This is a genomic window from Shewanella fodinae, assembly GCF_014651955.1.
GTDB classification, from domain to species: Bacteria; Pseudomonadota; Gammaproteobacteria; order Enterobacterales; family Shewanellaceae; genus Shewanella; species Shewanella fodinae.
On the sequence record NZ_BMXW01000004.1, the window covers coordinates 77,158 to 101,547 of the forward strand.

The 24,390-nt window shown below is 49.4% G+C and carries 16 protein-coding genes; 8 read left to right on the top strand and 8 right to left on the bottom strand.

What is annotated here, in order from left to right; genetic code table 11:
* The 3 genes from IE064_RS05285 to IE064_RS05295 are packed head-to-tail and all read right to left on the bottom strand — an operon-like array spanning position 1 to position 2,761.
* Positions 1 to 753, bottom strand: a complete 753-nt coding sequence (locus IE064_RS05285) for an ABC transporter ATP-binding protein (RefSeq protein ID WP_189616956.1) — start codon at positions 751 to 753, stop codon at positions 1 to 3.
* A complete protein-coding gene (locus IE064_RS05290) occupies positions 750 to 1,736 on the bottom strand; it encodes a FecCD family ABC transporter permease (protein ID WP_189616957.1) in 987 nt (328 codons plus the stop codon). Before IE064_RS05290 ends, IE064_RS05285 begins: the two co-directional genes overlap by 4 nt.
* Positions 1,733 to 2,761, bottom strand: coding sequence for an ABC transporter substrate-binding protein (locus IE064_RS05295; protein ID WP_189616958.1), 1,029 nt, complete (start codon positions 2,759 to 2,761; stop codon positions 1,733 to 1,735). The genes IE064_RS05290 and IE064_RS05295 overlap by 4 nt, the downstream gene beginning before the upstream one ends.
* Before the next feature lie 432 nt (positions 2,762 to 3,193).
* Here IE064_RS05295 and IE064_RS05300 point away from each other — a divergent pair, with 432 nt between their 5' ends.
* Together IE064_RS05300 and IE064_RS05305 are read left to right on the top strand one after the other, a co-directional pair.
* On the top strand, positions 3,194 to 6,298 hold the full coding sequence (locus IE064_RS05300; protein ID WP_189616959.1) for a bifunctional diguanylate cyclase/phosphodiesterase: 3,105 nt from the start codon (positions 3,194 to 3,196) through the stop codon (positions 6,296 to 6,298).
* Positions 6,299 to 6,433: 135 nt separating this feature from the next.
* Positions 6,434 to 8,539 (top strand): TonB-dependent siderophore receptor, encoded by a 2,106-nt coding sequence (locus tag IE064_RS05305; protein ID WP_189616960.1) that lies wholly within the window; start codon positions 6,434 to 6,436, stop codon positions 8,537 to 8,539.
* A 72-nt stretch (positions 8,540 to 8,611) separates the two neighbouring features.
* On the opposite strand, the gene IE064_RS05310 is transcribed toward IE064_RS05305, so the two are convergent.
* From IE064_RS05310 to IE064_RS05320, 3 genes are all read right to left on the bottom strand, one after another.
* Complete coding sequence (locus IE064_RS05310; protein WP_189616961.1) at positions 8,612 to 9,313, bottom strand: hypothetical protein; 702 nt, start codon at positions 9,311 to 9,313, stop codon at positions 8,612 to 8,614.
* 61 nt (positions 9,314 to 9,374) lie between these two features.
* Positions 9,375 to 11,012, bottom strand: a complete 1,638-nt coding sequence (locus IE064_RS05315; RefSeq protein WP_189616962.1) for an alkaline phosphatase family protein — start codon at positions 11,010 to 11,012, stop codon at positions 9,375 to 9,377.
* A gap of 16 nt (positions 11,013 to 11,028) precedes the next feature.
* A complete protein-coding gene (locus tag IE064_RS05320) occupies positions 11,029 to 12,552 on the bottom strand; it encodes an alkaline phosphatase family protein (protein WP_189616963.1) in 1,524 nt (507 codons plus the stop codon).
* Between the two features lie 504 nt (positions 12,553 to 13,056).
* On the opposite strand from IE064_RS05320, the gene IE064_RS05325 reads away from it, so the two are divergent.
* The 6 genes from IE064_RS05325 (at position 13,057) to IE064_RS05350 (ending at position 19,978) form a co-directional block, all read left to right on the top strand.
* A complete protein-coding gene (locus tag IE064_RS05325; RefSeq protein WP_229799862.1) occupies positions 13,057 to 13,659 on the top strand; it encodes a YitT family protein in 603 nt (200 codons plus the stop codon).
* 256 nt (positions 13,660 to 13,915) lie between these two features.
* A complete protein-coding gene (gene poxB / locus IE064_RS05330) occupies positions 13,916 to 15,640 on the top strand; it encodes a ubiquinone-dependent pyruvate dehydrogenase (RefSeq protein ID WP_189616965.1) in 1,725 nt (574 codons plus the stop codon).
* Between the two features lie 293 nt (positions 15,641 to 15,933).
* Positions 15,934 to 16,917, top strand: coding sequence for an acrylyl-CoA reductase (NADPH) (acuI, locus tag IE064_RS05335; RefSeq protein ID WP_189616966.1), 984 nt, complete (start codon positions 15,934 to 15,936; stop codon positions 16,915 to 16,917).
* Between the two features lie 119 nt (positions 16,918 to 17,036).
* Positions 17,037 to 17,621: a class I SAM-dependent methyltransferase gene (locus IE064_RS05340; RefSeq protein ID WP_189616967.1), complete on the top strand. Its 585-nt coding sequence runs from the start codon at positions 17,037 to 17,039 to the stop codon at positions 17,619 to 17,621.
* Between the two features lie 598 nt (positions 17,622 to 18,219).
* Entirely contained in the window at positions 18,220 to 18,528 is a 309-nt protein-coding gene (locus tag IE064_RS05345; RefSeq protein ID WP_189616968.1) for a hypothetical protein, read from the top strand.
* 517 nt (positions 18,529 to 19,045) lie between these two features.
* Positions 19,046 to 19,978, top strand: coding sequence for an FRG domain-containing protein (locus IE064_RS05350; protein ID WP_189616969.1), 933 nt, complete (start codon positions 19,046 to 19,048; stop codon positions 19,976 to 19,978).
* A 462-nt stretch (positions 19,979 to 20,440) separates the two neighbouring features.
* On the opposite strand, the gene IE064_RS05355 is transcribed toward IE064_RS05350, so the two are convergent.
* Together IE064_RS05355 and IE064_RS05360 are read right to left on the bottom strand one after the other, a co-directional pair.
* Positions 20,441 to 23,479: a di-heme oxidoredictase family protein gene (locus tag IE064_RS05355; protein ID WP_189616970.1), complete on the bottom strand. Its 3,039-nt coding sequence runs from the start codon at positions 23,477 to 23,479 to the stop codon at positions 20,441 to 20,443.
* 332 nt (positions 23,480 to 23,811) lie between these two features.
* Complete coding sequence (locus tag IE064_RS05360) at positions 23,812 to 24,312, bottom strand: phenolic acid decarboxylase (RefSeq protein ID WP_133037289.1); 501 nt, start codon at positions 24,310 to 24,312, stop codon at positions 23,812 to 23,814.
* Positions 24,313 to 24,390: the final 78 nt, after the last annotated feature.

A 24,390-nucleotide genomic window follows, 5' to 3' on the forward strand; every position in this document is an offset into this window, starting at 1 on the left:
TTAAATTTCGATTCCCAGATGATGTCTGATATCGGCTTCTTGCACATCATAGAGCGCTGCCAGCTTCTGTCCTGTGAGCATGGCCGCAGCACTGCCTTGTTGTGCCCCTAACGGGGACAGCAACACCACCCGGTCCGCGATAGCTCGGGCATGAAGCGGGTGATGCGTAGACATCAACAACGTCATACCTTCACTTTTCAACTGACGGATTTTCTTCAGCAGGGTGATCTGACGGCCGAAATCCAAACTGGCTGCAGGTTCATCCATAACCAATAATTTGGGCTGTTGGATCAATGCCCTAGTGATTAGCACCAGTTGCCGCTCGCCACCGCTGAGGGAGGGATATTGTCTGGTAGCCAGATGCGCAATTCCCATGTTTTCCAACAGTTCCAGTGCCTGTTGCCGATCTTTTGCTGATGGCGAGGAGAACGTTTTTAAATGGATGCTTCGTCCCATCAACACCATATCCAGTACGCTGAAAGCAAACGGGCTATCATGTGCCTGGGGAACATAGGCCATCCATTTCGCCAGTTCGTGAGCACGCCAGTCACGGATAGGTCGGCGTTGCAACAGGATGTTACCTCCCTGCAGCGTTAACCGACCCAACAAGCTGCGGATTAAGGTGGTTTTACCACAGCCATTGGCACCGAGCAGACAACAGACCTCTCCCGCTTCAATATTAAAAGAGATCTGCTGCAATACTGGGTGTTGCGGATAGCCGATAGCGGTATTGGCAAATTGCACCAGAGTCACAGCCGCTCCCTCCGCATTAATAGCAAGAGGAAGAAAGGGGCACCGATCATCGCAGTGAGTATGCCTAGCGGCAGTTCTACCGAACTGACGGTGCGCGCCAAGGTATCGGTTACCAGTAACAGAATCGCGCCCACTGCCATCGACATCGGCAACAGTTGCCGATTATTGGCGCCAGTGATGATGCGGCAAATATGCGGCACCACCAACCCGACCCAGCCAATGATGCCTGCAATGGCTACTGCACTGGCGGTTACCAGTGTGGCGCTGACAATAAATATCACCCGCAGACGGGTAACATTGACGCCCATAGCACTTGCTTCCTCATCAGGCAGACTCAGCAAGTTCATACGCCAGCGTAACAACCAAAGTGGCAGTAAGCCCAGTAATGTCAAGGGGGCGGCAACTTGTAAGTCATTGATGGTGATGGTATTGAGCCCCCCCAGCAACCAAAAGGTGATGGATGGCAACTCGGTATAAGGATCCGCCAGCACTTTAATCAGCGAGATCATGGCACCGCAAAGCGTGCCGATGGCGATACCAATTAATACCAGTGACAGCACTGGGTCCTGACGCCGGGTGAAACGGGCGATAACACATACTAGTGCGACGACCAACAGTCCTCCGACAAACGCTAACCCCTGAATATACAGCATGGATAATCCCAGTAGTATCGCCACACTCGCGCCCATACCGGCACCGGCAGAAACGCCAAGAATATCTGGCGATACCAAGGGATTGCGGAACATGCCCTGATAAGTGGTACCGGCCGCAGCTAAACCGGCTCCGATCAGCAATGCCGCCAGCATTCTTGGCATCCGGATCTGCCAGAAGACGATCGACAAACGCGGATCGTGCGGGGGGTTACCTGTCAGCAACTGACTAATATCGCTTAAACCCAACGGATATTTGCCAGCACTTAGGGCCAATATCATGCCAGAGAGCAGCAATAAGCCAATTATGGCCGTGACGGGAACGCACTTCATATCGTCGGTACCAAAGTGCGGTAGTCATCATCACTGAGTGTGCTGTGAAAAAATTGCAGGAAAAACTGCTGCATTTCCGCTTTAAACGCAGAGCGCAGACCGCTATCAAGATGCGCCTGTAATCTTCTCACGCCCAACAGGCGATTAACGCCTGGCGGCGCATCGAGCCAGCCAAATGGAAAGCGCCGATATAACAATACCTGCTGCTGTTTCACCGCAGTAATCCCTCGCCATTGCGGCGATTGGGTAATATGTTGCCAGGTGGCCTCATCCTGAGTAATGATCAAATCGGGTTGCCACAGGAGTATTTGCTCCAGTGAAACCTGTGCCAGTCCTTTACGATCTGTGTCGCTGACCACATTACGCAAACCCAGTAGTTCTATTGCTTCCGTGTGGAGTGAACCAGTGACTCCGGTTTCCAGTCCTCGGGCTCCCCGTGCAGCGTAAAAGCTAAGATTTTTGCCAGTACTGGCGGCAAAGGTGCGGGCATCACCGAGAATTTGTTCGGCAGTTGCTGCCAGTTGTGCTGCTTGGGAATCAACGCCAAGTACTGCGCCAGTTTGTTTTAATTGTGCGGGCGAGTCCGTCAGTTTGCCACTGACGAGAAGATACGGAGTATTGGTTTGTGTGACCGTCCGCTGTGCCAGCGAGCGGAAGGTATCGCTGATATCTCCGCAATCAATAATCAGATCGGGCTTGAGCGCCAAAAGTTGCTCCAATGATAGGGTACTGGCGCGTCCGGCAAGACGCCCAAGCTTTGGCAACTGTGTGACTGACGGGCTCAACCATTGCGCGCCTTGTCGCAAGTCAAAGCTGGAGAAACCCAACAGCAGCTGTGGTGCTAACGCCAGAAGCAACATATCTGCTGGGGCTCCGGCACTCAGCACTTGGCGTATATTACCTGGCATTGGCATCTTGCCAAACGGCAATAACAACGGCGATTCTGCTCTTGCCAGCGATGGAAATGCTGCTAAGAGCCCACAGCCTGCCAGTCCTTGCATTAATGAGCGACGCGTAACATCCATAAATTCTGTCAATCTCGAAGTAACTTCGTTATATACTATTTTATATAACGGTATGTTATTAAAATAGCGACCTCTGTCAAGGTAACTGAATGTGAGCTTAGTTGCATATTTAAAGTTGCGATGATGCTGATATTGGCAAACAGTTATACGGTCAGGACACCTAAAATTCTTAGATTTAGTCACCTAATATGCCAATCGTGATTGAGGAAAACACTGCCTCGCCCTGAAAAAACGACAAATCTATGACAGCCGTCTTACCGCGAATATTATCCGTGGCGAATATTCAATGCCCGTGCTAGGCTGCTGTTTGAATTCTTAAAATAAATTATGTTTATTCAAGTAAATAGAATTTTTTATCTGTAGGGTGGAGAATAGAGTAGCTGTCATCGCAAGGAGTTTCGATCGCTCAATCCACCGTAAAATTAAGGATGAATGATGATTCGCCATTGGATGGGACAACTGAAGGAGTTCAGTGATCGCACTACGCAGTTGCCCGGTATTTTTTGGCTCGCGGTTTATGGGGCGTTGACTGCCACATTAGGTCTGCTGTTTCAGCAGCCATATTCTCTGGTGCATCTGGATGCTGCTGGCGCTTTGGTTTTGGGGTTAAGAAGCATAAATCCTAAACCTTTTATAGCAGATCTATGGATTGTTACCGGGATATTGCTGTTAAGCATTGCCGCCAATATCATTTACTATCATGAGACGCTGCCCAGCGCCATACTTCAGTCAATGACCGTGGTGATACAAGGCCTGCTAGGTGCTTGGTTGTTGTCACTGTTTTTTCTAAAAAAAGTAGACTTTGCCAGCTTTGATGGAATGTTAAAGCTGCTGTTTATCGGCGTTACTTTACCCGCATTATTATGTAGTTGTTTGCCCGCCTTGCTGCCTTATAGCAACTTCGATGAATTTTCCCCGCGCTGGTTCCGATGGTTTTGTAACCTCGGACTGTCAGCATTATTGTTTAGCCCACTGCTTATTTATGGTGTGCTATTACCGCGTAATCGGTTTGCAAAACAGAGTTCACCACTACTTTTACTGTTTTATTGGTTACTGACGTTGGCGGTGACCGAATGGATGGTGACTCATTTCCCTTTCAGCGAGCATAAAATCTCCCTGCAGTTGTTGTTACTGATGTCTATGCTGGTGCTTTATGCTGTAAGTTTTTCTATCAGGTTTAATAGCCTAGTGCTCTGTTGTGTTGGTGTACTCGCGCTGCGCTCACTGCAATTCGATAGCGCTGACAATGATATCCATCAGCGCCTCAACGATTTGGTTTTGCTTACTTTTTTCATCTTAGTGGTCGTTAGTGTCAAACTTGCTGTCTGCATGTTAATAAATGAAAAAAACGTGGCATTTAATAAAAGTCGCCGCAGCCGACAAATGTTTGAAGTGCTCAGTAGCATTAATCAGAACCTTATCGGCTTTGACAGCAGTGAGCGGGAAATTTTCAGCAAAGTCTGCCGCATCATCACGGAAGATATAGGTTTGGAGCAGGCCTGTATCAGTGTTTTTGCCCCTTATATTGGTCGTCCTGAGGCTCCTCACACCTACAAAGTTGCCTGGCGTTATGTGTTTCCGGAACATGATTGCGCTCACGACGGTGGGGCTTTCCCAGTGGATTTAAGCCGGATTTCCGAAAGCCATGGTTATAAGGCGTTTCAACATAGCGGCTGTTGCTCTGGCTGTGACAGAAGTTGCCATTACGACACTAGGGTATCTTTTCCTATTTACCGCTCTGGTCATATTCATGGCGTACTCACCGTCTTCGACAACAAAGGTTTTATCTTTGATGAAGATATGCACCGGTTGTTTGAGGATTTGGTAAAAGACCTCAGCTTTGCTCTGACCTCTTTGGATGATCATATCAAGCTGAAACTCGGGTATGAGGCGTTTGAGTACAGTCAGGAATCGATCGTCATCACCGATCCTCAAGGCAACATGATCAATGTCAATCCGTCTTTCTGCCGGATCACCGGATACTCGGCCGAGGAAGTGCTTGGGCATAATCCGCGGATCCTTAAATCCAACAAACAATCTGACGAATTTTACACTGAGATGTGGCAAACCTTATTGGACAAAGGCAGTTGGTCTGGTGAGTTTTGTAATAAACGTAAAAATGGTGAGTTATATGTGCAGCGCGGCACCATTTCTACCGTGACAGACCAACGTGGTGAGGTGAAACATCTGATTGCGGTGATGGAAGATGTTACCCGTCAGCAGCAAGCGGAAGAATATGCCCGGCGTTTGGCAAATTTTGACACACTCACAGGGTTACCCAATCGCAATAAACTCAACGAGGTATTTTTCAAAAGCAGTAACCAAGCCGAAAAACAGCGGCGTTCGCTGGCCGTTATGTTTATTGATCTAGATGATTTTAAACATGTAAATGATGCCATGGGGCACCAATTTGGTGACGAGGTGCTAAAGGCCGTCTCCAGCCGTTTGCAACAGCAGATTGACTTGGATGACACCTTGTTCCGTTTTAGTGGTGATGAATTCTTGCTGTTAACTCCGTATGACAGTGTCGGTACCATAGAACTGGCTCAGCAATTGATTGCCTCTGTCAGTAAGACGTTTACCATCGGCGGTAAGGTGATCAATATTGGCTGCAGTATCGGTATTGCTATTTCCCCAACCGATGGCCTGACCATAGATCAACTGGTAGGCAGCGCTGATGCCGCAATGTATCGCGCTAAAGGTGTCGGGCGGGGCACTTATGCCTTTTTCTCCGCCGACATGCAGACGGACGCGCTGGAAAAACTCAACCTCAAACATGATCTCGCGCTGGCAATCGATAATGACGAACTGTGCTTGCATTTTCAGCCCAAGGTTAATATTCAGGATGACACCTTGATTGGGGCTGAAGCATTGGTCCGCTGGCATCACCCAACCCGCGGCGAGTTAGCGCCGGGAAATTTCATTCCTTTGGCAGAAGAATCTGGGCAGATAGTCATGATCGACCGCTGGGTGCTCGAAGCGGTGATTCGTCAACTTAGTGACTGGATCCAAGCGGGGATTACGCCGCTGCCAATCGCCCTTAACCTGTCACTGCCTATGTTTCAGCGGCCGCAGTTTGTGGATGAAGTGATTTATCTGTTGGAGCGCTATCAGGTGCCCGCAGAGTTGCTGGAACTGGAGGTCACCGAGCGGGTGGCGATGGGCGACCTAGACTATACCGTTAGCACGTTACGGGCATTGAAGCAGGTGGGGGTAAGTATCTCCATCGATGATTTTGGTACTGGGTATTCGAGTCTTGCTTATCTATATGATTTTCCTATCGATACGTTGAAAATTGATAAAGCATTTGTCAGCGATATCACCCATAACCGCAAGAAACAGGGAATTGTCAGCGCCATTGTTTCGCTCAGTATCACCATGGGTCTGAAGACCGTGGCAGAGGGCATAGAAACTGTTGATGAAAAAGCCTATTTGCGTAATCTTCACTGTGACTTTTACCAAGGCTACCTGTTTTCCCGTCCGGTAGCGGCAGACATCTTTTGCGCACGTTATCTCAAGTCCCCGCCACAGCAATAGTTTTTATTGAGTGTTAGGCGTTGTTCACAACTTAACCAGATAGAATTGATAAATCGCATATATTAATTGAAATGATAACTACTATCATTTACGATCTCGACAAATTTCAATTCCTGCTGTTGCTTAAGGTGTCAAATGCAGCCTCCTTCACTGATTTCTATTGCTGTACTCAGTGCGTTATATGCTATTCCTGGTGTGGCAGAGGAGACGACCTCCGCGGCCACTCCTAATACTAATATTGAGCGCATGACGGTCACTGGCCGAGCGCAGTCTTTATACCGTGCGGATGATGGTTCTCTGGCGACCCGAACCAACACCCCGATTGAACGCACACCGCAGTCAATCCAAATTTTGCCAGAAACGTTGATTGAAGATCAGGCGGCACTTGAAGTTACCGATTTATACCGTTCTATCAGTGGCGTTAGCCAATATGCCTACTCGGCGGTCACGTTTCGCGGCTTTCATCAGGACGAAATCCTCTATGATGGTGTGCGCGGTGATCCATTCAACGGTTTTGCTATTCCGCAACTATTCAATATTCAGCAGGTACAAGTGCTTAAAGGGCCAAGTGGTGCAATTTATGGTGCGGGCTCTCCCGGTGGCTTGATCAACTATGTCACTAAGAAACCGGCATATCAGCACAATAACAGCATCAAGCTGGGCTTAGGCAATGATGATTTTACCAGTGGCAGTGTCGAATTGACCGGGCCAGTGACCGATAGTGGTGACCAACGTTATCGATTGGGCGTTTATCAGGATCACGAAAATCCCTACCGCTACAACACCGATGTGCGTAACCGCATTATTGATACTGGCTATGCGTTTGACTTGGGTGACAGCACCACGCTGACGCTGCAACTGACCGATGTGAAACAGAATTACGGCGGCGCTAGGTTGCGTGGCATTCCGGCCGATAAAATGGGCAATTTTCTCGCCAGTACCCGTTGGAATAGCAACGAAAAATCTGATTTTCAACGACTGGATGCCACTGTCTATCAAGCACGACTGGATCAGGACATCAACAGTTGGCTCAGCACCAATGTGACACTGCGTTATTTCGAAAATACTGAAGTACAGAAATATCACGAGCCTATCAGCATGGATGATACCGATGGCGACGGCGTTGCCGACTGGGCTGCGCGGCAGTATCGCAATCAGACGCGAGATACCAAGGCCGGTTCTGTGACCGGTAACTTGGTGGCAGAGTTAGGACAACATACCGTGTTGCTCGGGGGCGATTTTTTCAGGCAGAAAGAAGGGTTTTATTACCTGCGTGCCACGGCGTCAGGTGGCGTACTCGGGCTGAGCTACACCGACCCGCAATATGGGGTAACTGACGTTGCTAATTATCAGCAAAAGCTGAACACAGATTCTGACACCACTGCGCTGCGTTATGGTCTGTATCTGCAGGATCAATGGCGTATTACCGATGACTGGGATGTGCTGGCCGGGGTACGGCTGGACGGTTTTAATGACAAAGTGATCGACAATATCAGCGCCAGCCGAGATGACTACGATGACAGCGGTTTCAGTTATCGTATCGGCAGTACCTACAAAATCAATGAACATCTGCATCCGTATGCGACCTGGGCCACGGGCTTTGTACCGCAAGATGCCGCCAGCCAACTGAGCAGCAAGGGCGGCCCATTTGATCCTGAGGAAAGCAAGTTAGCGGAAGCGGGTGTTCGGAGCTTCTGGTTTGATAATGCGATAAATATCAACCTCGCGGCCTATCACATCGTGCGGGAAAATATTCTGCAGACGGATCCGCTTGATACTGACAAGCTGCAAGCGCTGGGCAAGGTCCGTAGCCGTGGAGTAGAACTCGATTTACTGGGGGATCTGACTGAGCACTGGGTACTGAATCTGAGCTACGCCTACAACGATACCGTAGTGAAAGAAGCCACCAGTGGGATCAGCCGCGCTTATGGTGATCGCTTTGCCAACGCGCCGCGCCATCAGTTAGGGCTGTGGAGCCGTTACGATATTGCCGCGATCAATTCCGCCATTGCCTTTGGTGCCGATTATGTCAGTGAGCAGTTTGATCAAGAAGGCGGGCGCATCAAGCCTTATACAGTGTTTGATGCCTCATGGCAGAGTCACTGGCAGAACTGGCAATTCCAGCTCAACATCAAAAATCTGTTTGATAAGGAATACGCGGTCAGCGGCCTGATTAACCGTACCGGATTATTTCCGGGGGATCACCGTCGAGTTTACGCCTCAGTTACCTACCATTTCTGAGGAGTTATAAGCAGTTATAAGGAGTTATAAACGGAGTAAGCCGATGTTAATTCATCGGCTTACTGTGTTGTGTCAATGACTATGGTTACCCAGCGGATTACCGCGGCTGTCATAGGCTGCGTGCTCGCTATGTTCGACAAAGCCCTGATTGATCATCTTTGCTAGGAACGGATCCTGTTCATTATCACCAACATCGGCAAAATCGGTGCGTTTATAAGCTTGCCATTGCTGAAAGTGGCCTGTCACGTCGGCACTATTCACAAATTGTTGCGCCTGCCAACGGCTGACTTTACCTTGCACTGTGGTTTCCAAGGTCAGGGGAAGTTGCAGGGCGGTGCTCCACAACATGCGGTAATGCACCTGATGGTAGTCGCCTTCGTAGGCTTCAGCTTCGGCACAGTCAGACTGCGGGACTTTCGTCAGTGCTTGGCGTAGATGGTTCGCTGCAAAGCTTTCAATCTCTGCCTGTGACACCTGTACTCCCAGTGTCCTCAAATCACCCATGTAATAGTCAATACGGCGTTTGGCTTCGCCAAATACTCGGCTGAACTGTGGATGTTGCGGGTTATCAAAGCGCCACCACTCGGCCACTTGGTTCTGCGGATTGTAGAAGGCGGTCTGCGCCTGCTGGCGCAGCAACAGCAACGTGCCCTGGTGTGCGCCACTGAGCTGATACTGTATGCCCCAGTTTTGGGTTGGCATGCTATTAGGGCAAAAATCCACGGCACTGGCGGCGGTAGGCAGCAGTAATAACAGCATCGGAAGCAATTTCATGATAAGACTCCAAAGAATAAAAGGAACAGCGACTGGCCGCCGCTGTTCCGTTACTGAGGCATCAGTTTTGTGTCTGTGCCGCTTCCGCACGACCTACCAGATTGGCCGCGTAGTTCATCACATGGAACAACATATTCTGTTCCACCGAACCGGTAACCAGCTGGGCACCAGGGCCAGTAGCATAAACGGCAACGTCTTCACCGGCATGGGTTTCACTGCCTAGTGGCACGGTGGCTTCTTGGCGATAGTCCACATCGGTGACGTTATACAGGTTCAGATCGGGACGGTAGTTGTCGGTGTTGACCGGATCGTTACCAAAACCAAAGCCAGGGCCGTTGGCATAACCCAGTGTAGTGTAAGGCATGCCATTGCTATCGGTGCTGTAAGTGGTTGCTGGTTCACCACTTTCATTAACCCCACGTACCAATCCCAGAATCGGGTTTCCGCGGACCGGATAACCGGCGATGGTGAACACATGGCTATGGTCAGCGGTGACTAGGATCAGTGTATCTTTATCGGCTTTTTCCATGGCAACGCGTACGGCGTCTGACAACGCCACTGTGTCTTCCAGCGCCCGAGCGGCATTACCGGCATGATGGGCGTGATCGATACGGCCACCTTCCACCATCAGGAAATAGCCTTTATCATTCTGCTTGAGCATTTCCAGGGCGCGGCTGGTCATCTCTGCCAGTGAAGGTTCACCGGCACCATCGCCATCTACGCGGTCAGCTTCATACTGCATATGGCTGTTTTCGAACAGTCCTAACAGATGTTTGACGCTGCTAGTATCCACACTCATAAACTGTGCGCGGTTCCACACGTAAGCACCATCGCTGTATTTGCTGGTCCACTCGGCGGTGAGATCGCGACCATCGTTACGGCGACCGGCGCTACCATATTCAGGATCCGTTGCGGTATTTGGCATAAAGTAAGTCCGACCGCCGCCCATCGCCACTTCTGGGCCATCCCCATAAGGGAAGTCGATAAGTTGCGAGGCAATATCTTTACAACCGGCATTCAAGGCGGCTTGTGACATTTCCTTGTCAGATTCCCAGTTACGTTCAACCGCATGGGAATAGGTTGCCGCCGGTGTCGCATGGGTCAGGCGTGCGGTAGAAATAATCCCGGTACTCATGCCGGCAATTTCTGCCAGTTCCAACGCGGTCATCACTTCATGTCCGGCGCTGGTGCTGCACTCATCACGTACTGCGTCATCAGACACCGAAATAATGCCATCTTTGGTCTTTACGCCGGTGACGATGGCGGTCATGGTTGGCGCTGAGTCAGGTGTCTGCTGGTTGGCAGAATAAGTCTTTACCAGACCGGAATAAGGGAAGGTTTCAAAGCTCAGGCGATTCTCTTCACCGCTGTTGCCCTGTTGCTGTCCCTGATAGATGCGTGCGGCGGTTAGGGTAGAAATACCCATGCCGTCACCCACGAACAGAATGATATTTTTGGCTTTACCTGCTGGGTCACTGATGCTGTTTTTACTGGCGTTGGCAACCGTAGCTTGACCCGCCATAAACCACTCATTGGCCGCGGTATAATCACGACCATCAGTGCCATTTTGACCATTACTGCCATCGCTACCAGCAGGGCCGGTCGCACCCGTATCACCTTTATCGCCATCACTGCCACAGCCGGCTAAAGTCAATGCCGACAAGGTCATCATGGCGAGCACAATTGCTTTCAATTTCATCTTTGCATCCCTCAAATCAGTACTTGCTGCCACCCAGAGCACCTGCCTGGTTCATGACGTGGAAAATGACGTTCTGTTCGACGCTACCTTGGAACAGCCAGGCACCAGGGCCTGCGGCATAAATCGCCACATCTTCAGCGGCATGGGTTTCACTGCTCAGCGGCACTTGTGCTTGCTGCAAGAAGTCCACATCAGTGGTATCCATTGCCGTCAAATCCTCGCGGGCTCCGGTTTTGGCTCCAGGGCCATTGGTGTAACCGAGCGTGGTGTAAGGCAGACCGTCTGATGCCAGCGATGGCGAGGTGCTGATGGTTTCGTCATTGGGCTCATGCACCAACCCGAGGATTGGATTGCCACGGGCAGGATAACCGGCAATGGTGAAGGTATGGCTGTGATCGGCAGACACGATGATCAGCGTATCCTGCAGATCGACTTTATCCATTGCGGCCTGCACGGCGTCAGACAAAGCAACGGTATCGGCCAGTGCGCACGCCGCATTACCGGCATGGTGGGCGTGGTCGATACGGCCACCTTCCACCATCAAGAAATAACCTTTGTCGTTTTTCTTAAGAATATCAATCGCCTTGCTGGTCATTTCGGCCAGAGACGGCTCGCCAGCGGTATCGTCAGCACGGTCGGCTTCATATTGCATATGTGACGCTTCAAACAATCCCAACAGGTGGTCGGTGGTGCTAACATCTACCGCATCAAAGGCTTCCTTGTTCCAGACATACGCAGCGTGGGGGAATTTTTCACCCCAGGCGGCTGTCAGATCATTACCATCGGCACGACGCCCCTTGGCGCCTTCACCGTCGGTCACTGTGTTGGGCAGAAAGTAACTGCGGCCACCGCCAAGGGCGACTTCCAGACCGTCACCAGGGGCATCCATTACCAACTGGTAGGCGATATCGTGGCAACCATTGGCAACGGCTTCAGCCGTCAGATTGCTGTCTGCTTCCCAGTCACGCTCGGGTGTATGAGCATAGGTTGCCGCAGGGGTGGCGTGGGTGATACGAGCGGTGGAGATAATCCCGGTGGATTTGCCCAAATCTTCTGCCAATTCCAAGGCTGTTTTCAGTTCATTACCTTTGCTGGATAAACAGTTGCCTCGGATAGACTCAGAGGACACTGATAACATGCCATCTTCGGTTTTTACGCCAGTGATCATGGCGGTCATGGTCGGCGCTGAATCGGGGGTTTGCTGATTTACCGAATAAGTTTTTGAAAGCGCACTATATGGAAAAGTCTCAAAACTCAGACGGTTCTCTTCACCGCTATTGCCTGCGGCTTGTCCCTGATAGATGCGCGCAGCGGTCAGGGTCGATACTCCCATACCATCGCCGACAAAGAAAATGATGTTTTTGGCCGTACCGGTTTTACGTGCTTCGGCAACTTTAGCGGCGACAGCTTCAGCACCGGCAGTAAACCAGTTGCTTTGGGTCTGTGCAGCGGGCAAAACGGCAGCGTTTGCCGCAGTGCTCACCAACGCGGTTGCGACAGCCGTGGTCAGCACGGCTAGAACCTGGGGTAGGGTTTTCATTGCTATCCTCGCGTTATTTCCTGTTGTGATTGTGGGCCGACAATCATGTCGGTCAGCGCCGATTCTGGGGGATTTAGATGACACTAATGTTGCTGAAAGGTTAAACATTTTTATGCTTATCTTTACCGTGCTTATGCAGCGGTTGTCCCGGCTTAAAATCGCCCTCGTAACCGCATCAGTAGTAACACCACTGTAGCCATTGATGCCTGTTATAAATGCACTGCTTTATCCAATAAAGCAGTATGTGGAATGTATTGTTTACGAATGCTGTTAAGTGTTTATGCGGTTTATAGCGAAAAAATGTTGACTTGTTGATTTCATTGTTCTCAAATATGGACTTCCCATGAGCGCACCATAATGTTACAACTGTGTTCAATTATTTTGCCACTACCGCAGATGACAGATTTATGCTGTTGCTATCTTTTTATGCGAAGTGGTGACTAAAATGGCACTTAAAGTGCAAAATTAGTCATTATAATAATTGGTATTTTCATGGAATCTGTTATGGCTCCCAAGCGAGAACACTCCTTGCTCGAGGATATTACTGCCCTGTTTATTGGCAGTTGTTTTGTGTCACTTGGCGTGTTTTTTTTACGTCAGGCCGGTTTACTCACCGGTGGAACCGCGGGTCTGTCGTTATTGCTGACTCATCTGACCCCGTTGTCTTTTGGGCAACTGTTTGTGTTACTGAACTTGCCATTTTTCTGGTTGGCGTGGCGCAAGATGGGGCGGAGTTTTACGTTAAAGACCTTTATCTCGATTGTCGTGGTATCGGTCATGAGTGATCACCTAGACGTGGTGCTGGGGTTCACGCAACTCAACACGCTGTATGCGTCGCTAGTGGGCGGCTTATTGTTGGGGATGGGACTGCTGATTATGTTTAGGCATAAATCCAGTCTCGGCGGATTTAACATTTTTGCCCTGTATATGCAGGATAAATTCAATATCCGCGCCGGTAAGTTACAGATGGTTCTGGATTGTGCCATTGTGATTGCCTCTTTTTTTATTATCAGTCCATGGTTGCTGGCATTGTCAGTGTTTGGCGCCGTGGTCACCAATTTTGTGCTCGCAGTCAACCACAAACCTGGTCGCTACTGCGGGTCCTGAACCCTGAGTTTCTCAATCTATGAGAAGTTCATTCCGGCCCTTCATTTGAAGGGCTTTTTTTATGCCTTAATAGAATTCACAGCTATATCGATATAAAAACTTGCCCTAATGACCGAATAAAATTGATCTTGCGCACATTTTTTAACGGAGGGATGATGTGTCTTGTAAGAAAATTTCAATTTATTCAGCTATAGAATTAGCAAATCACTGAATTAATAAGCTGCTATCAGTGATTAAAAACAGTGGAGTGTATTGTATGGGGCAAAGTATTGCGTATTTCATTGCCGATACCCTGAGTAAAGCGGGTGTCAAACGGATGTGGGGCGTTACTGGCGACTCACTCAATGGTATCAGCGACAGTTTACGAAAAATCGGCACCATCGAATGGCTTGGTACTCGTCACGAAGAAACCGCTGCTTTTGCTGCCGGGGCGGAAGCCAGCATCTCCGGTGAATTATCGGTATGTGCCGGTTCCTGTGGCCCGGGTAACTTACATCTGATCAATGGGTTGTTTGATTGCCATCGCAACCATGTGCCAGTGCTGGCGATTGCGGCTCATATTCCTTCTGCCGAAATCGGCACTAACTATTTTCAGGAAACTCATCCGCAGGAATTATTTAAAGAATGTAGCGTGTTCTGCGAGCTGGTGTCTAATCCAGAGCAGATGCCTTACTTGCTGGAAACCGCTATGCGCCAGGCGATACTGCATCGTGACGTAGCTGTGATTGTTCTGCCTGGCGATATCGCGTTAAAACCGATGCCGGAAGGGGTTGAACCTAAATGGAGTTTGCCAAAACCTGCCACCTATCTTCCTGCCATGCCTGACATTGAAACACTGGCACAGCGACTGAATGGCAGCAGCAAGGTAACCCTCCTTTGCGGCGCTGGTTGTGCCGATGCTCATGATGAAGTGGTAGCTCTCGCCGCTAAACTGCAAGCACCTATCGTCCATGCACTGCGTGGTAAGGAATATCTGGAATACGATAATCCCTACGATGTGGGCATGACAGGACTTATCGGTTTTGCTTCCGGCTACCATGCGATGCGCCAGGCTGAGACCGTGCTGTTGCTTGGCACCAGCTTCCCTTATCGGGCGTTTTATCCAGAAAAAGCCAACATATTGCAGGTGGATAACAACCCGGCATCGCTTGGTCGTCATTGCCAGATTGATTTCGGCGTGTTGGGTGATATCAAACACACCATTGATGAATTGTTGCCGCTTATCGATGAGGGGCGCTCTCGTAGCCATCTGGATCAGTGTTTGAAAAACTACCATGAAGCCAGAAAAGATCTGGACGACCTAGCCAGTGGCAAGACTTCACACAACCTCATTCATCCGCAATATTTGGCGCGGCTGATCAGTGAAACCGCCGCTGAAGATGCGGTGTTTACTGCCGATGTGGGCACACCGACGGTTTGGGCGGCACGTTATCTACAGATGAATGGTAAACGGCGACTGATAGGTTCCTTTAACCATGGCTCGATGGCTAACGCCTTGTCACAAGCGATGGGCGCTCAGGCCGAAAACCGTCAGCGGCAAGTGGTCGCCATGTGTGGTGACGGTGGTTTCTCCATGCTGATGGGGGATTTACTGTCGCTGCGACAGTTGAAGCTGCCAGTGAAAATCGTGGTATTCAATAACCGCTCACTGGGATTTGTGGCGATGGAAATGAAGGCTGGCGGTTACCTTTCCAACGACACTGACTTGCAAAACCCCAGCTTTGCTGCAATTGCAGAGGCTTGCGGGGTTCGCGGTATCCACGTGGACGATCCTAAAGCCTTGCCGCAAGCGTTGCAGGATGCCTTCGATGATGAAGGGCCGGTAGTGGTGGAAGTGGATACCGCCAAGCAGGAACTGGCCATGCCACCACAGATCAAGTTTGAACATGCCAAAGGCTTTAGCCTGTATATGATGAAAGCCATTATCAATGGCCGTGGTGATGAAATTGTCGAATTGAGTAAGACTAACTGGTTCCGTTAGGCGTTTATCGTCTATCCCAATCAATTAACGACAACCTAGATAATCCGGTGACATCGCCGGATTATTTTTGTGTTCGCTATAACGGAATGCTGCTAGCATGCGTTGTCCTTGTAGAGCTTGAATATCACACCTCATTCCTCATCAATGGTGGCCTTTGTTATAGGGCGATGGCGACAATCCATAACACGTATGATGCTATGGTCTTTTGATGGGACTAATCGCTAACTTCATTTCTGCATAAAAAACTGGTTACACTGCTGGGCACATTTACCGCCTGGATCAGGGAGTTTTAGATGTTCAACGCATTGATAATCAATAAAGATGAACAAGGTTATCGCTGTGAATTACAGCAGCTTGCAGAGGCGCAATTGCCCCCCGAAAATGTGTTGGTGCAAGTAGATTACAGCACGCTCAATTACAAAGATGGCTTAGCGATTACCGGCAAAGGGCCGGTGGTACGAAAATTTCCGTTAGTGCCGGGCATCGATCTCGCAGGGACTGTTATCGAAAGTGCCCACCCAGATTATCAGGTGGGTGACAAAGTGCTGCTGAATGGCTGGGGTGTTGGTGAAAATTACTGGGGCGGCTTAGCACAGTTTGCTCGCCTCAATGGTGATTGGCTGATCCCGCTGCCAGAGGCTTTCTCCACTCGTGATGTCATGGCGATTGGCACTGCCGGTTACACCGCCATGTTATGTATCATGGCGCTAGAAAAACATGGGCTGACCCCCGAAAAAGGTGAGGTGTTGGTGACCGGCGCTAACGGCGGTGTCGGTACTTTTGCCATCGCCTTGCTGGCTGCCAAAGGTTATCAGGTGGTGGCGGCCACCGGGCGTCCTGAACTGGCAGATTCTCTGCAAGCCTTAGGGGCCAGCGCCATCATCGATCGCAGTGAACTGAGCCAACCGGGGAAACCTTTAGCCAAAGAACGCTGGGCGGCGGTGGTGGATTCGGTCGGCAGTCACACGCTGGCTAATGCCTGTGCTGCCACCAAAGCCGATGGTGCCGTGGCGGCCTGTGGTCTGGCGCAAGGCATGGACTTCCCTGCAACGGTCGCGCCCTTTATTTTGCGTGGTGTTAGCCTGCTGGGCATTAACAGCGTCACCCGTCCCAAGGCTGAGCGCATTGCAGCCTGGCAGCAGTTAGCCCAGTGGTTGCCTAAAGCCATGCTCGATCACAACACCCGTGAAATTGGCCTGAGCGAAGCCATTGCTACCGCCAGCGATTTGTTGGCCGGTAAAGTCCAGGGCCGGGTGCTGGTGGACGTTAATCGCTAAGCCTGTGCGGTTGTTTGTGGTTTATGATACATTAGAAAAATATTATGGAAGGCGGCTGTGGCCGCCGCTGTTGTGGTCGTAACTCTTGTTATGAGTGTTACAAAAACCAAGGAAGTAGTATGTGGGATGATGTCTACAATGCCGAACACTATGTGTATGGCAGTGAACCCAACGAATTTTTGCGGGCGCACAGTGCCGAGCTGCCCCTAGGGCGGGTGTTGTGTATTGGTGATGGCGAAGGCCGTAACTCTGTGTATCTGGCACGACAAGGCTACCAAGTCACCGCCGTCGATCTGTCTGCTGTTGGCATTGCCAAAGCGAAGAAACTCGCGGCACAATATGGGGTCAATGTTGACTATATTCAGGCTGATCTGGCGGATTTTAGCTTTGGCAACAAGCAGTGGGATGGCATCGTCTCTATTTTTTGTCATCTGCCAGCTGTGCTACGTAAACGTGTGCATCAACAGGTGATTGATAGCTTGAAACCGGGTGGCGTATTTCTGTTGGAAGGCTATACCCCAAGACAATTACAGTTCGGTACTGGCGGCCCCAAGGCTGTAGAAATGCTGTTGGATAAAGATGAAGTTGCTAGCGAATTAGCTGCGCTGAATATCTTGCATCTGCAAGCGTTGGATCGGCAGGTGATTGAAGGTGTTAAACACACAGGCACTGGCGCGGTGTTGCAGCTGTTAGCACAAAAGTGAGTGTTGTGAGCTTGTGTGCTCATGCAACGGCTAAATAGGCGGCGCCTATGCAAACTGCGTTTGCGGAAAGTCGTGGAACTACTCGTTCCACACCTGAGCCAAAGGGCGATGCTCGTCCCGCAACAACATCCATGTTTAACGGCCAGCTCGCCATCCATGGCTCGCGCTTATAAGCGCACTCATCGTAGATGAGTATTCGCCCTTATAACCCCGACGACGCCCCACGGCGCAAAACGCTACGGGCTTATGGTTTGCCATTTTCGCAAATCGCACCGATTCGCCATCCATGGCTCAGCGTTGCTTCTCGGCGTCCATGCCTCGATTGCTCAATGGCTGCCCAACGCACCTGCGCAGCGCCAAGGGGAATTGGTATTGCCTATTAATTCAGTGTGTTAGCTGAGTTTAAATTGGTGGCTGTCCCCATTCTTTTCCCTACACTGCGCCGAAGTGTAATGAGTTTTTCCTGAAAATTCAGTGTGTTAGCTGAATAAATTGGTGGATGCCCTCATTTTCTTAAAAACATGTAAAATGCCCAACTTATACGGCGTTGCGCGTAATTTTTGCCCCTGACTTGGGCTTCAACAATTAGGCTTTAACCATGAAAAATCTCTCTAACGTACAACAAAAACAACAAACGATTGTGCAGACGGTTGCGGATGCCCTTGAAGCGCAAGCCCGTGCGGAAATTCCCGGCATGGTGCAATGTTGGTTTACCGTTGAATATCAGCTATTTCCCGGTTCGTTGCTGCTGAATTTTCAGTTTGAGAATGAACCAGCGTTAGCGGCGGCAGCGCCAGATCTGTTGAAGTGGCAAAAGCGGTTAAGCATAGCGATGCTGAAAAAAGGGGTAGTGCTTAAGGATATGCGGAAGAATTTGAAGTTTACCCTTTTAGGGCCAGAGGATTAGGCTGTTTGATGGCGCGAAACGGCTTCGCGCTTGAACTAGCAGGTTGCGACCTGGCTTGCAAGCTGGCGCTTGCGAAAGTCGTGAGCTTTCGTGCTCACACTACGACTAAATAGGCTGCGCCTATGTGCAAACTGCGTTTGCGGAAAGTCGTGGAGTTGCTCACTCCACACCAGAGCCAAGGGGCGATGCTCGTCCCTCGCCCCTTGGAACCCCGAGGACGCCCCACGGCGCTGACAACACCGCCAGCTTATGCTGAAAATCTGGCTATGCTCAGGACTCACATCCTTGTTCGACCTTCGCGCCTCGACATCCCTATCTCGGCTACGCCATTTTCAGCAACGCTCGCGGCAGCGCCAAGGGGGAATTTTGTGTTGCCTAAAAATTCAGTGTGTTAGCTGGAATCATATTGGTGGATGTCCCCATTTTTTTAGCCTCCATTTTTTATGTTATTAATAAGTGATTTATCCATGCTATAGTTATTAATTCTAATATCTATTAAAAATTTAAATGGATTTTTATGGTAGAAATTAATAGTCTTTCAGATGCTATAGATGTAACGAAAAACATAGGTGGTAACTTATGGTTTAGAGGACACTCAGACATCAGTTATAAGCTAATACCAAGTGTGTTAAGAAATATGGATGGAAAGCTCTATGATGAATCAAGGCTAATTAAGGAGTTTATTAGAAGAAATCCAGAAGCTAAAGATAAGCATAATAACATACTAGAACTTCTCACTTATGCTCAGCATTATGGGCTACCTACAAGATTATTAGACTGGACAGAAAACCTTTTAGTTGCATTATATTTTGCATGTTCATCTAAAAATCACAAAGATGGCAATCTATTTATTTTAGATTCTAAAAAAAGAAAATTTGAAAACTTTGAATATTTAATTTCAAATATTGATTTCTGGGAAACCTTAGTAATATTAGATGGAAATGAAGTTGTATTTTCGTTTCTTAGTGCTAAAGAGATGCTAATTAACAAGATAATTGAATTGCAAATCAAGGAAGACAAGATAAATAGTAAGATACATACATACTTTAATGATTTAAAATTTGACGAAATAGTTAAAATTAAAGGCAGTCTTGAGAATCATTATTGTACAAATGACGATCCCGTAAATCTAACTTTTGAAGTGGGCGATTCAATTAGTAGATTAAATGACTCTATCTTTTTATATCAACCGCCAATGATTAATAAGAGACTTATTAGTCAGGCTGGATGCTTTACTATACATACAGGAAAATACATTTATAATCGCGATCTAATACCCACTGTAGATGCTCAAGAAGCATGTCCAGAAATGATAAAATCATATACCATTCCAGCCACATCTAAAGAAAACATTCTTTATGAATTAAGGATGTGTGGCATTCATCATTCAACAATATTCCCAGAACTGGAATATCTAACAGCTGATATTAAATCTTACTGTATGTATTAATTTAACAAATGGGCATAAAAACTTTTTTTCGTGGTACTTTCAGATTCAGTCTTCAACTGGAAAATTGTGCTCATTCTCATTTCATTGATCAGATTTTTCAGGGAAATAGCGTAATTCCCAGCACAGATGAACCAGTGACCGTCCGAGGCAGGACGCCGAGGATCGAGCGCCCATGGATGGGTTCACAGCGTGTCACTGGATCATCTGTGCATGCGCCCGCTGCAGGCGATTTAGTACGACAGAGCATATTGGTAATAGCCATATCGTCAAGGCAACACCTTTATGGCTGCAAGCCATAAACAAAAAAGCTCAAAACGAGGTTTTGACTAACCTCACTAATCCTAGATATAAAAGACGCTTCAACCACTTGGGATTAAATTGGTGGCTGTGCTCATTTTTCTTCTGAGTCACAGCGATTACAAAAACGCTGGTCAACGCAATGCTGGCCAGCGTAAGAAGCCATTACAAAGATTTAAGGAAAGCCAGCAAGTCCTGTCGTTCCTGCGCGGTGAGTGCGGCAAAACGTTGTTTACTGGCTTCTCCCTCGCCGCCATGCCATAAGATCGCTTCGGTTAGATTACGCGCGCGACTGTCGTGCAAGTAGCCCACTGGCGTGCCAGCGGCGACATATTCGGTGTAGCCGATGCCCCACAACGGCGAGGTACGCCACATGTTGCCGCTTGCCAAACCTTCTGCAAAATTATCGGCCAGCTCGTTACCCATATCGTGCAGCAGCAGGTCGGTATAGGGTTTGATGGTTTGGTTACGTACCTCGGCAAACTCTGACGTGGCACCAGTTTGCAGTTCTACCACATGGCAACTGTTACAACGGATATCACTAAACAACTGCTCCCCTTTAGCAATCGACTCAGGATTGACATCCAGATAGGCCAGCGGCGTAACGCCCTTGGGAAAACCGCTAACAAGGCTACGCTGGGCTGGAACGCCCAACAGCTGCAAATACTGCGTCATACGTTCTACCGCTTCTGCGGAGAGACCAACTTCGCTACCATCAGTGGCGTTGCAGTGTGCAGAGCCTGCCAGACACTGCCGATTAGGGTAGGCTGCTGAGGTGACTGACATATCGAGTAGTGCCGCATTGGTGACCTGATGGCGCAAACTCACTTTACTGGCCTTCCAACCATAACGGCCTAAATGTACCGCGCCAGTTTCTGGGTCATAGCTGTAGTTCGCGACACCTTGCACGCCATCTTCATCAGGCGTGCTGCGTACGCGGGATAAAATCTCCGCATCGGGGATGGCTTCCAACAGCCCCATGCCGATCATCGGCTGCGCCGAACGTACCGAATACACCGTTGGGGTGGGGCCTTCAAACGCCACTTTGGGTTTACGTAATTCCACCACCGTACCGTCGCCCAGCACGGCAGAGGAATACTCAAATCCCGCTAACCACACGCCTGTGCCCCAGTTTTCGGCTGCGCCAGAGGTGGTAGAACGGGCGTTCATCTGCACCGCGACACCATAATGGCTGTCCGGCCAATAGGTGCCAGCTTCGGTTGACGCTGCCGTGCGCACCGCCATGGTATCTAGCCGCTGGTTGATTACGGTAGGCGCGGCACTGCGGCCATTATTGATGTGGCAGCCAAAGCAGGAGGATTGGTTAAAGCGTGGCCCTTGCAGATGCATGCCTGCATCATTGCGATCGTTATCCGCTTCATTATGTTCACCTGTCCATAAATTAGTATGGATCCAGCGTCGTCCTTCCACGAAGCGCTGCATGTTTTCCATACCAATGGTGGTGTGCGGTTGTTGAAACATAAATGCGGCGTTATCGGCGTAATCGTAGGAGATTGAGCCTGTGCCACCTTGTAACGTTGCCGCTGGTAACGGCTGGTTTTTCAGGCGTGGTTGTACGCCATACCAAGGGCTTAATCCTTGCCCCATCACGTAGGTCATTTCATTGGTGTAATAGCGATAGCCGTGACTGTCACCCGCCGCATCCATAATCTCACGCGTGGTAAAAAAGGAACTGGAAAACTCCAATATATCGCCTTTGATCAATGGGCGGGCGTCAATGGTTGTGCCATTAGGCGCCATGACACCGTTGGCATCGGGTGAATTGTCTCGGTGGCCGGGAAAGGTATCGAACAACACGCTACAACCATCATTAGCGCCAATAACACCGTTGTAGCCGCTGTCAGGGCGTAGCAATACGCCATTGGTGGGCTTGGCAACCACCGGACAGGGGGCGCCATCGGTGAGATAGGTGGAATCATCCAACAAATCACCAGGACTCATCCAGCCATATCCGGTTACGTAGGGATTATCAAAGCCGCGCACAAACACATGTCCGCCGCCTTTTTGTGGCTGCTGAAAGTATTGGTTAACCACTAACTTAGGATGGAGCACGCCAGCGACATTACTATCGTCGATGATCTCTACGCCCCAAGTGCGCAACTGAAAATAGTTAGCCACAAAATTGAGGTGTGCCCCAGGCCCTTTATCGCGTGGATTCCCTACCGCATCGACAGTATCATTCACGCCATAGCCAATTTCATTCCAGTCTTCACCGCGTTCCCGTGCGTGGCGAGAACGACCCACCATACCAAAGCGCGTTACCAAGCGGCCATCGGGCAGGGAAAATTGCGTCGACTCAATCGGTTCAGCAAACTGTGGCAATGGCGTGAGCCCAGCGCCAGACATCGGGAAAGACACTGCGGAGGTTGCCAACGGCAGCAGCGAATTATCAGCCGCAGGTGCACGGAACTCCGCCTCAAATAGCGAATAACCATATTGCGTGGCGCGGCTTATTCCCTGTAAGCGGATATATCGGGCATAGATGCCTAAATTGTAGAACTGCTCAGTTTCGCCTGGAGAATCGACAACATAACGCAATTGATACCAGGTCTCGGCATCATCAGAGATGTAGATGGCATATTCCGTTGCATGGGCGCGTTCCCATAGCAGCTTCATATAACCAATCGCTGTTTTACCGCCAAAATCAAACTGTAACCATGCTGCGTCAGGGTCAATCGCGGTGTTATTCCACGCACTTTCCCAGCGAGTTTCTACATCGCCATCAATGGCTTTGGCAGCGGTATTGGTGTCATTTTCATCGCCCGAGGAGGTTGCTGCCACTGGCGTGAGCAGCGTTGCATCCGTTGCTGCAATCACTGCACGTCTGCCGGTCGATTTAACTTGTTGGTGCTGCTGCCCCATGTCAAAGTCGGCGGGCAAGCGCAAGCTCGCAGGCGGTGGTGGTAATGAGGGCGCGTCTGCGCGAGGCAAGGGCACGGCACTGGTCAGTGCAGGCGCTTCTAACGGCGGAGGATTTTCATCTTCAGGCACTGGCGTTACCGGTGTATCACCGGGTTCAGGCTCAGGTGTACTCACGGGCGGAGTGGGGGACGGCGCAACCTCGGTAGTGTCTTCACCGCCACCACAACCACTAAGTAGTGTACCGAGCAAGGGCAGAATGATCGCCCAATGGGTTTTGGCGCGAAGGTAAGCTTGATATCTGGTACGCAAATGCAGTTCCATTGTTATTGTTCCTTCCCAGTAAAATCAGCGGGTGTATTTAGGCCTATTTCATTAGGCGGTTAGCGGCTGAGGTTAATGACGCTGTTAACCACATTCCCCATTACCATCGCAATCTCTGCTTTGCAGCATACAGCAGAACTTCAATTAATATTAGCGACCTAAAATGTAGATTTATTGACTTAAGTATTGTGGAATTTGTTTTTATTGCTGGGGACAATCATAGGTGAGGGGCATTGGTGTGCGCGAAATGTTGGCGCAAAAACGCCTCTGGGGAGGCGTTTTTACTTGCTGGGTTATCATTCGCCGGAATGATACTATTTTCTAATATCCTGTTATTTCAGGTTATTAGGAAAATCCTTTGGTAATTCGCTGGCTGCGCAGTTAATCACTTCTTCATTATTTTCGCCGCAGTCACGTACAAAGGTGATGGTGGCGAATTCATCGATTACGACAGTTGGGTACGCTGGCCCCGCATCACGGTACGCATTCATCTGCGCAATATGGTCATTTTGGAAGCAGACGGTTTTTTCTGGATTATTAATAATCCAACGTGGGAAGAAGATGGTGCCGTGGAATACTTTGTCTGCCAAGTTGACGATTAAGCTAACATCGGTGCCAGTTGGCTCCGTCCAGGAGATTTTATACACATCGCTGGCAACGCGTACCAGATAGATTTTTTGGTCTCTGACCCAACGATTACCAACGATACCACTGTGGATGCGGTAGTCCATGGTGTTGGCATTTTTTACATAAATTTCGTAGTTCCAGCCATTGTCATAGGTATACACCAGATGTTTGCCTACAAGACCGCTTACATCATTTTTATCAAACATATTCTTACCTCTTATGTGCTGTTTATTTAACTTGTGGTTAGCTTAATCATTTTATATTTTTATAAAAAACGTAATTTT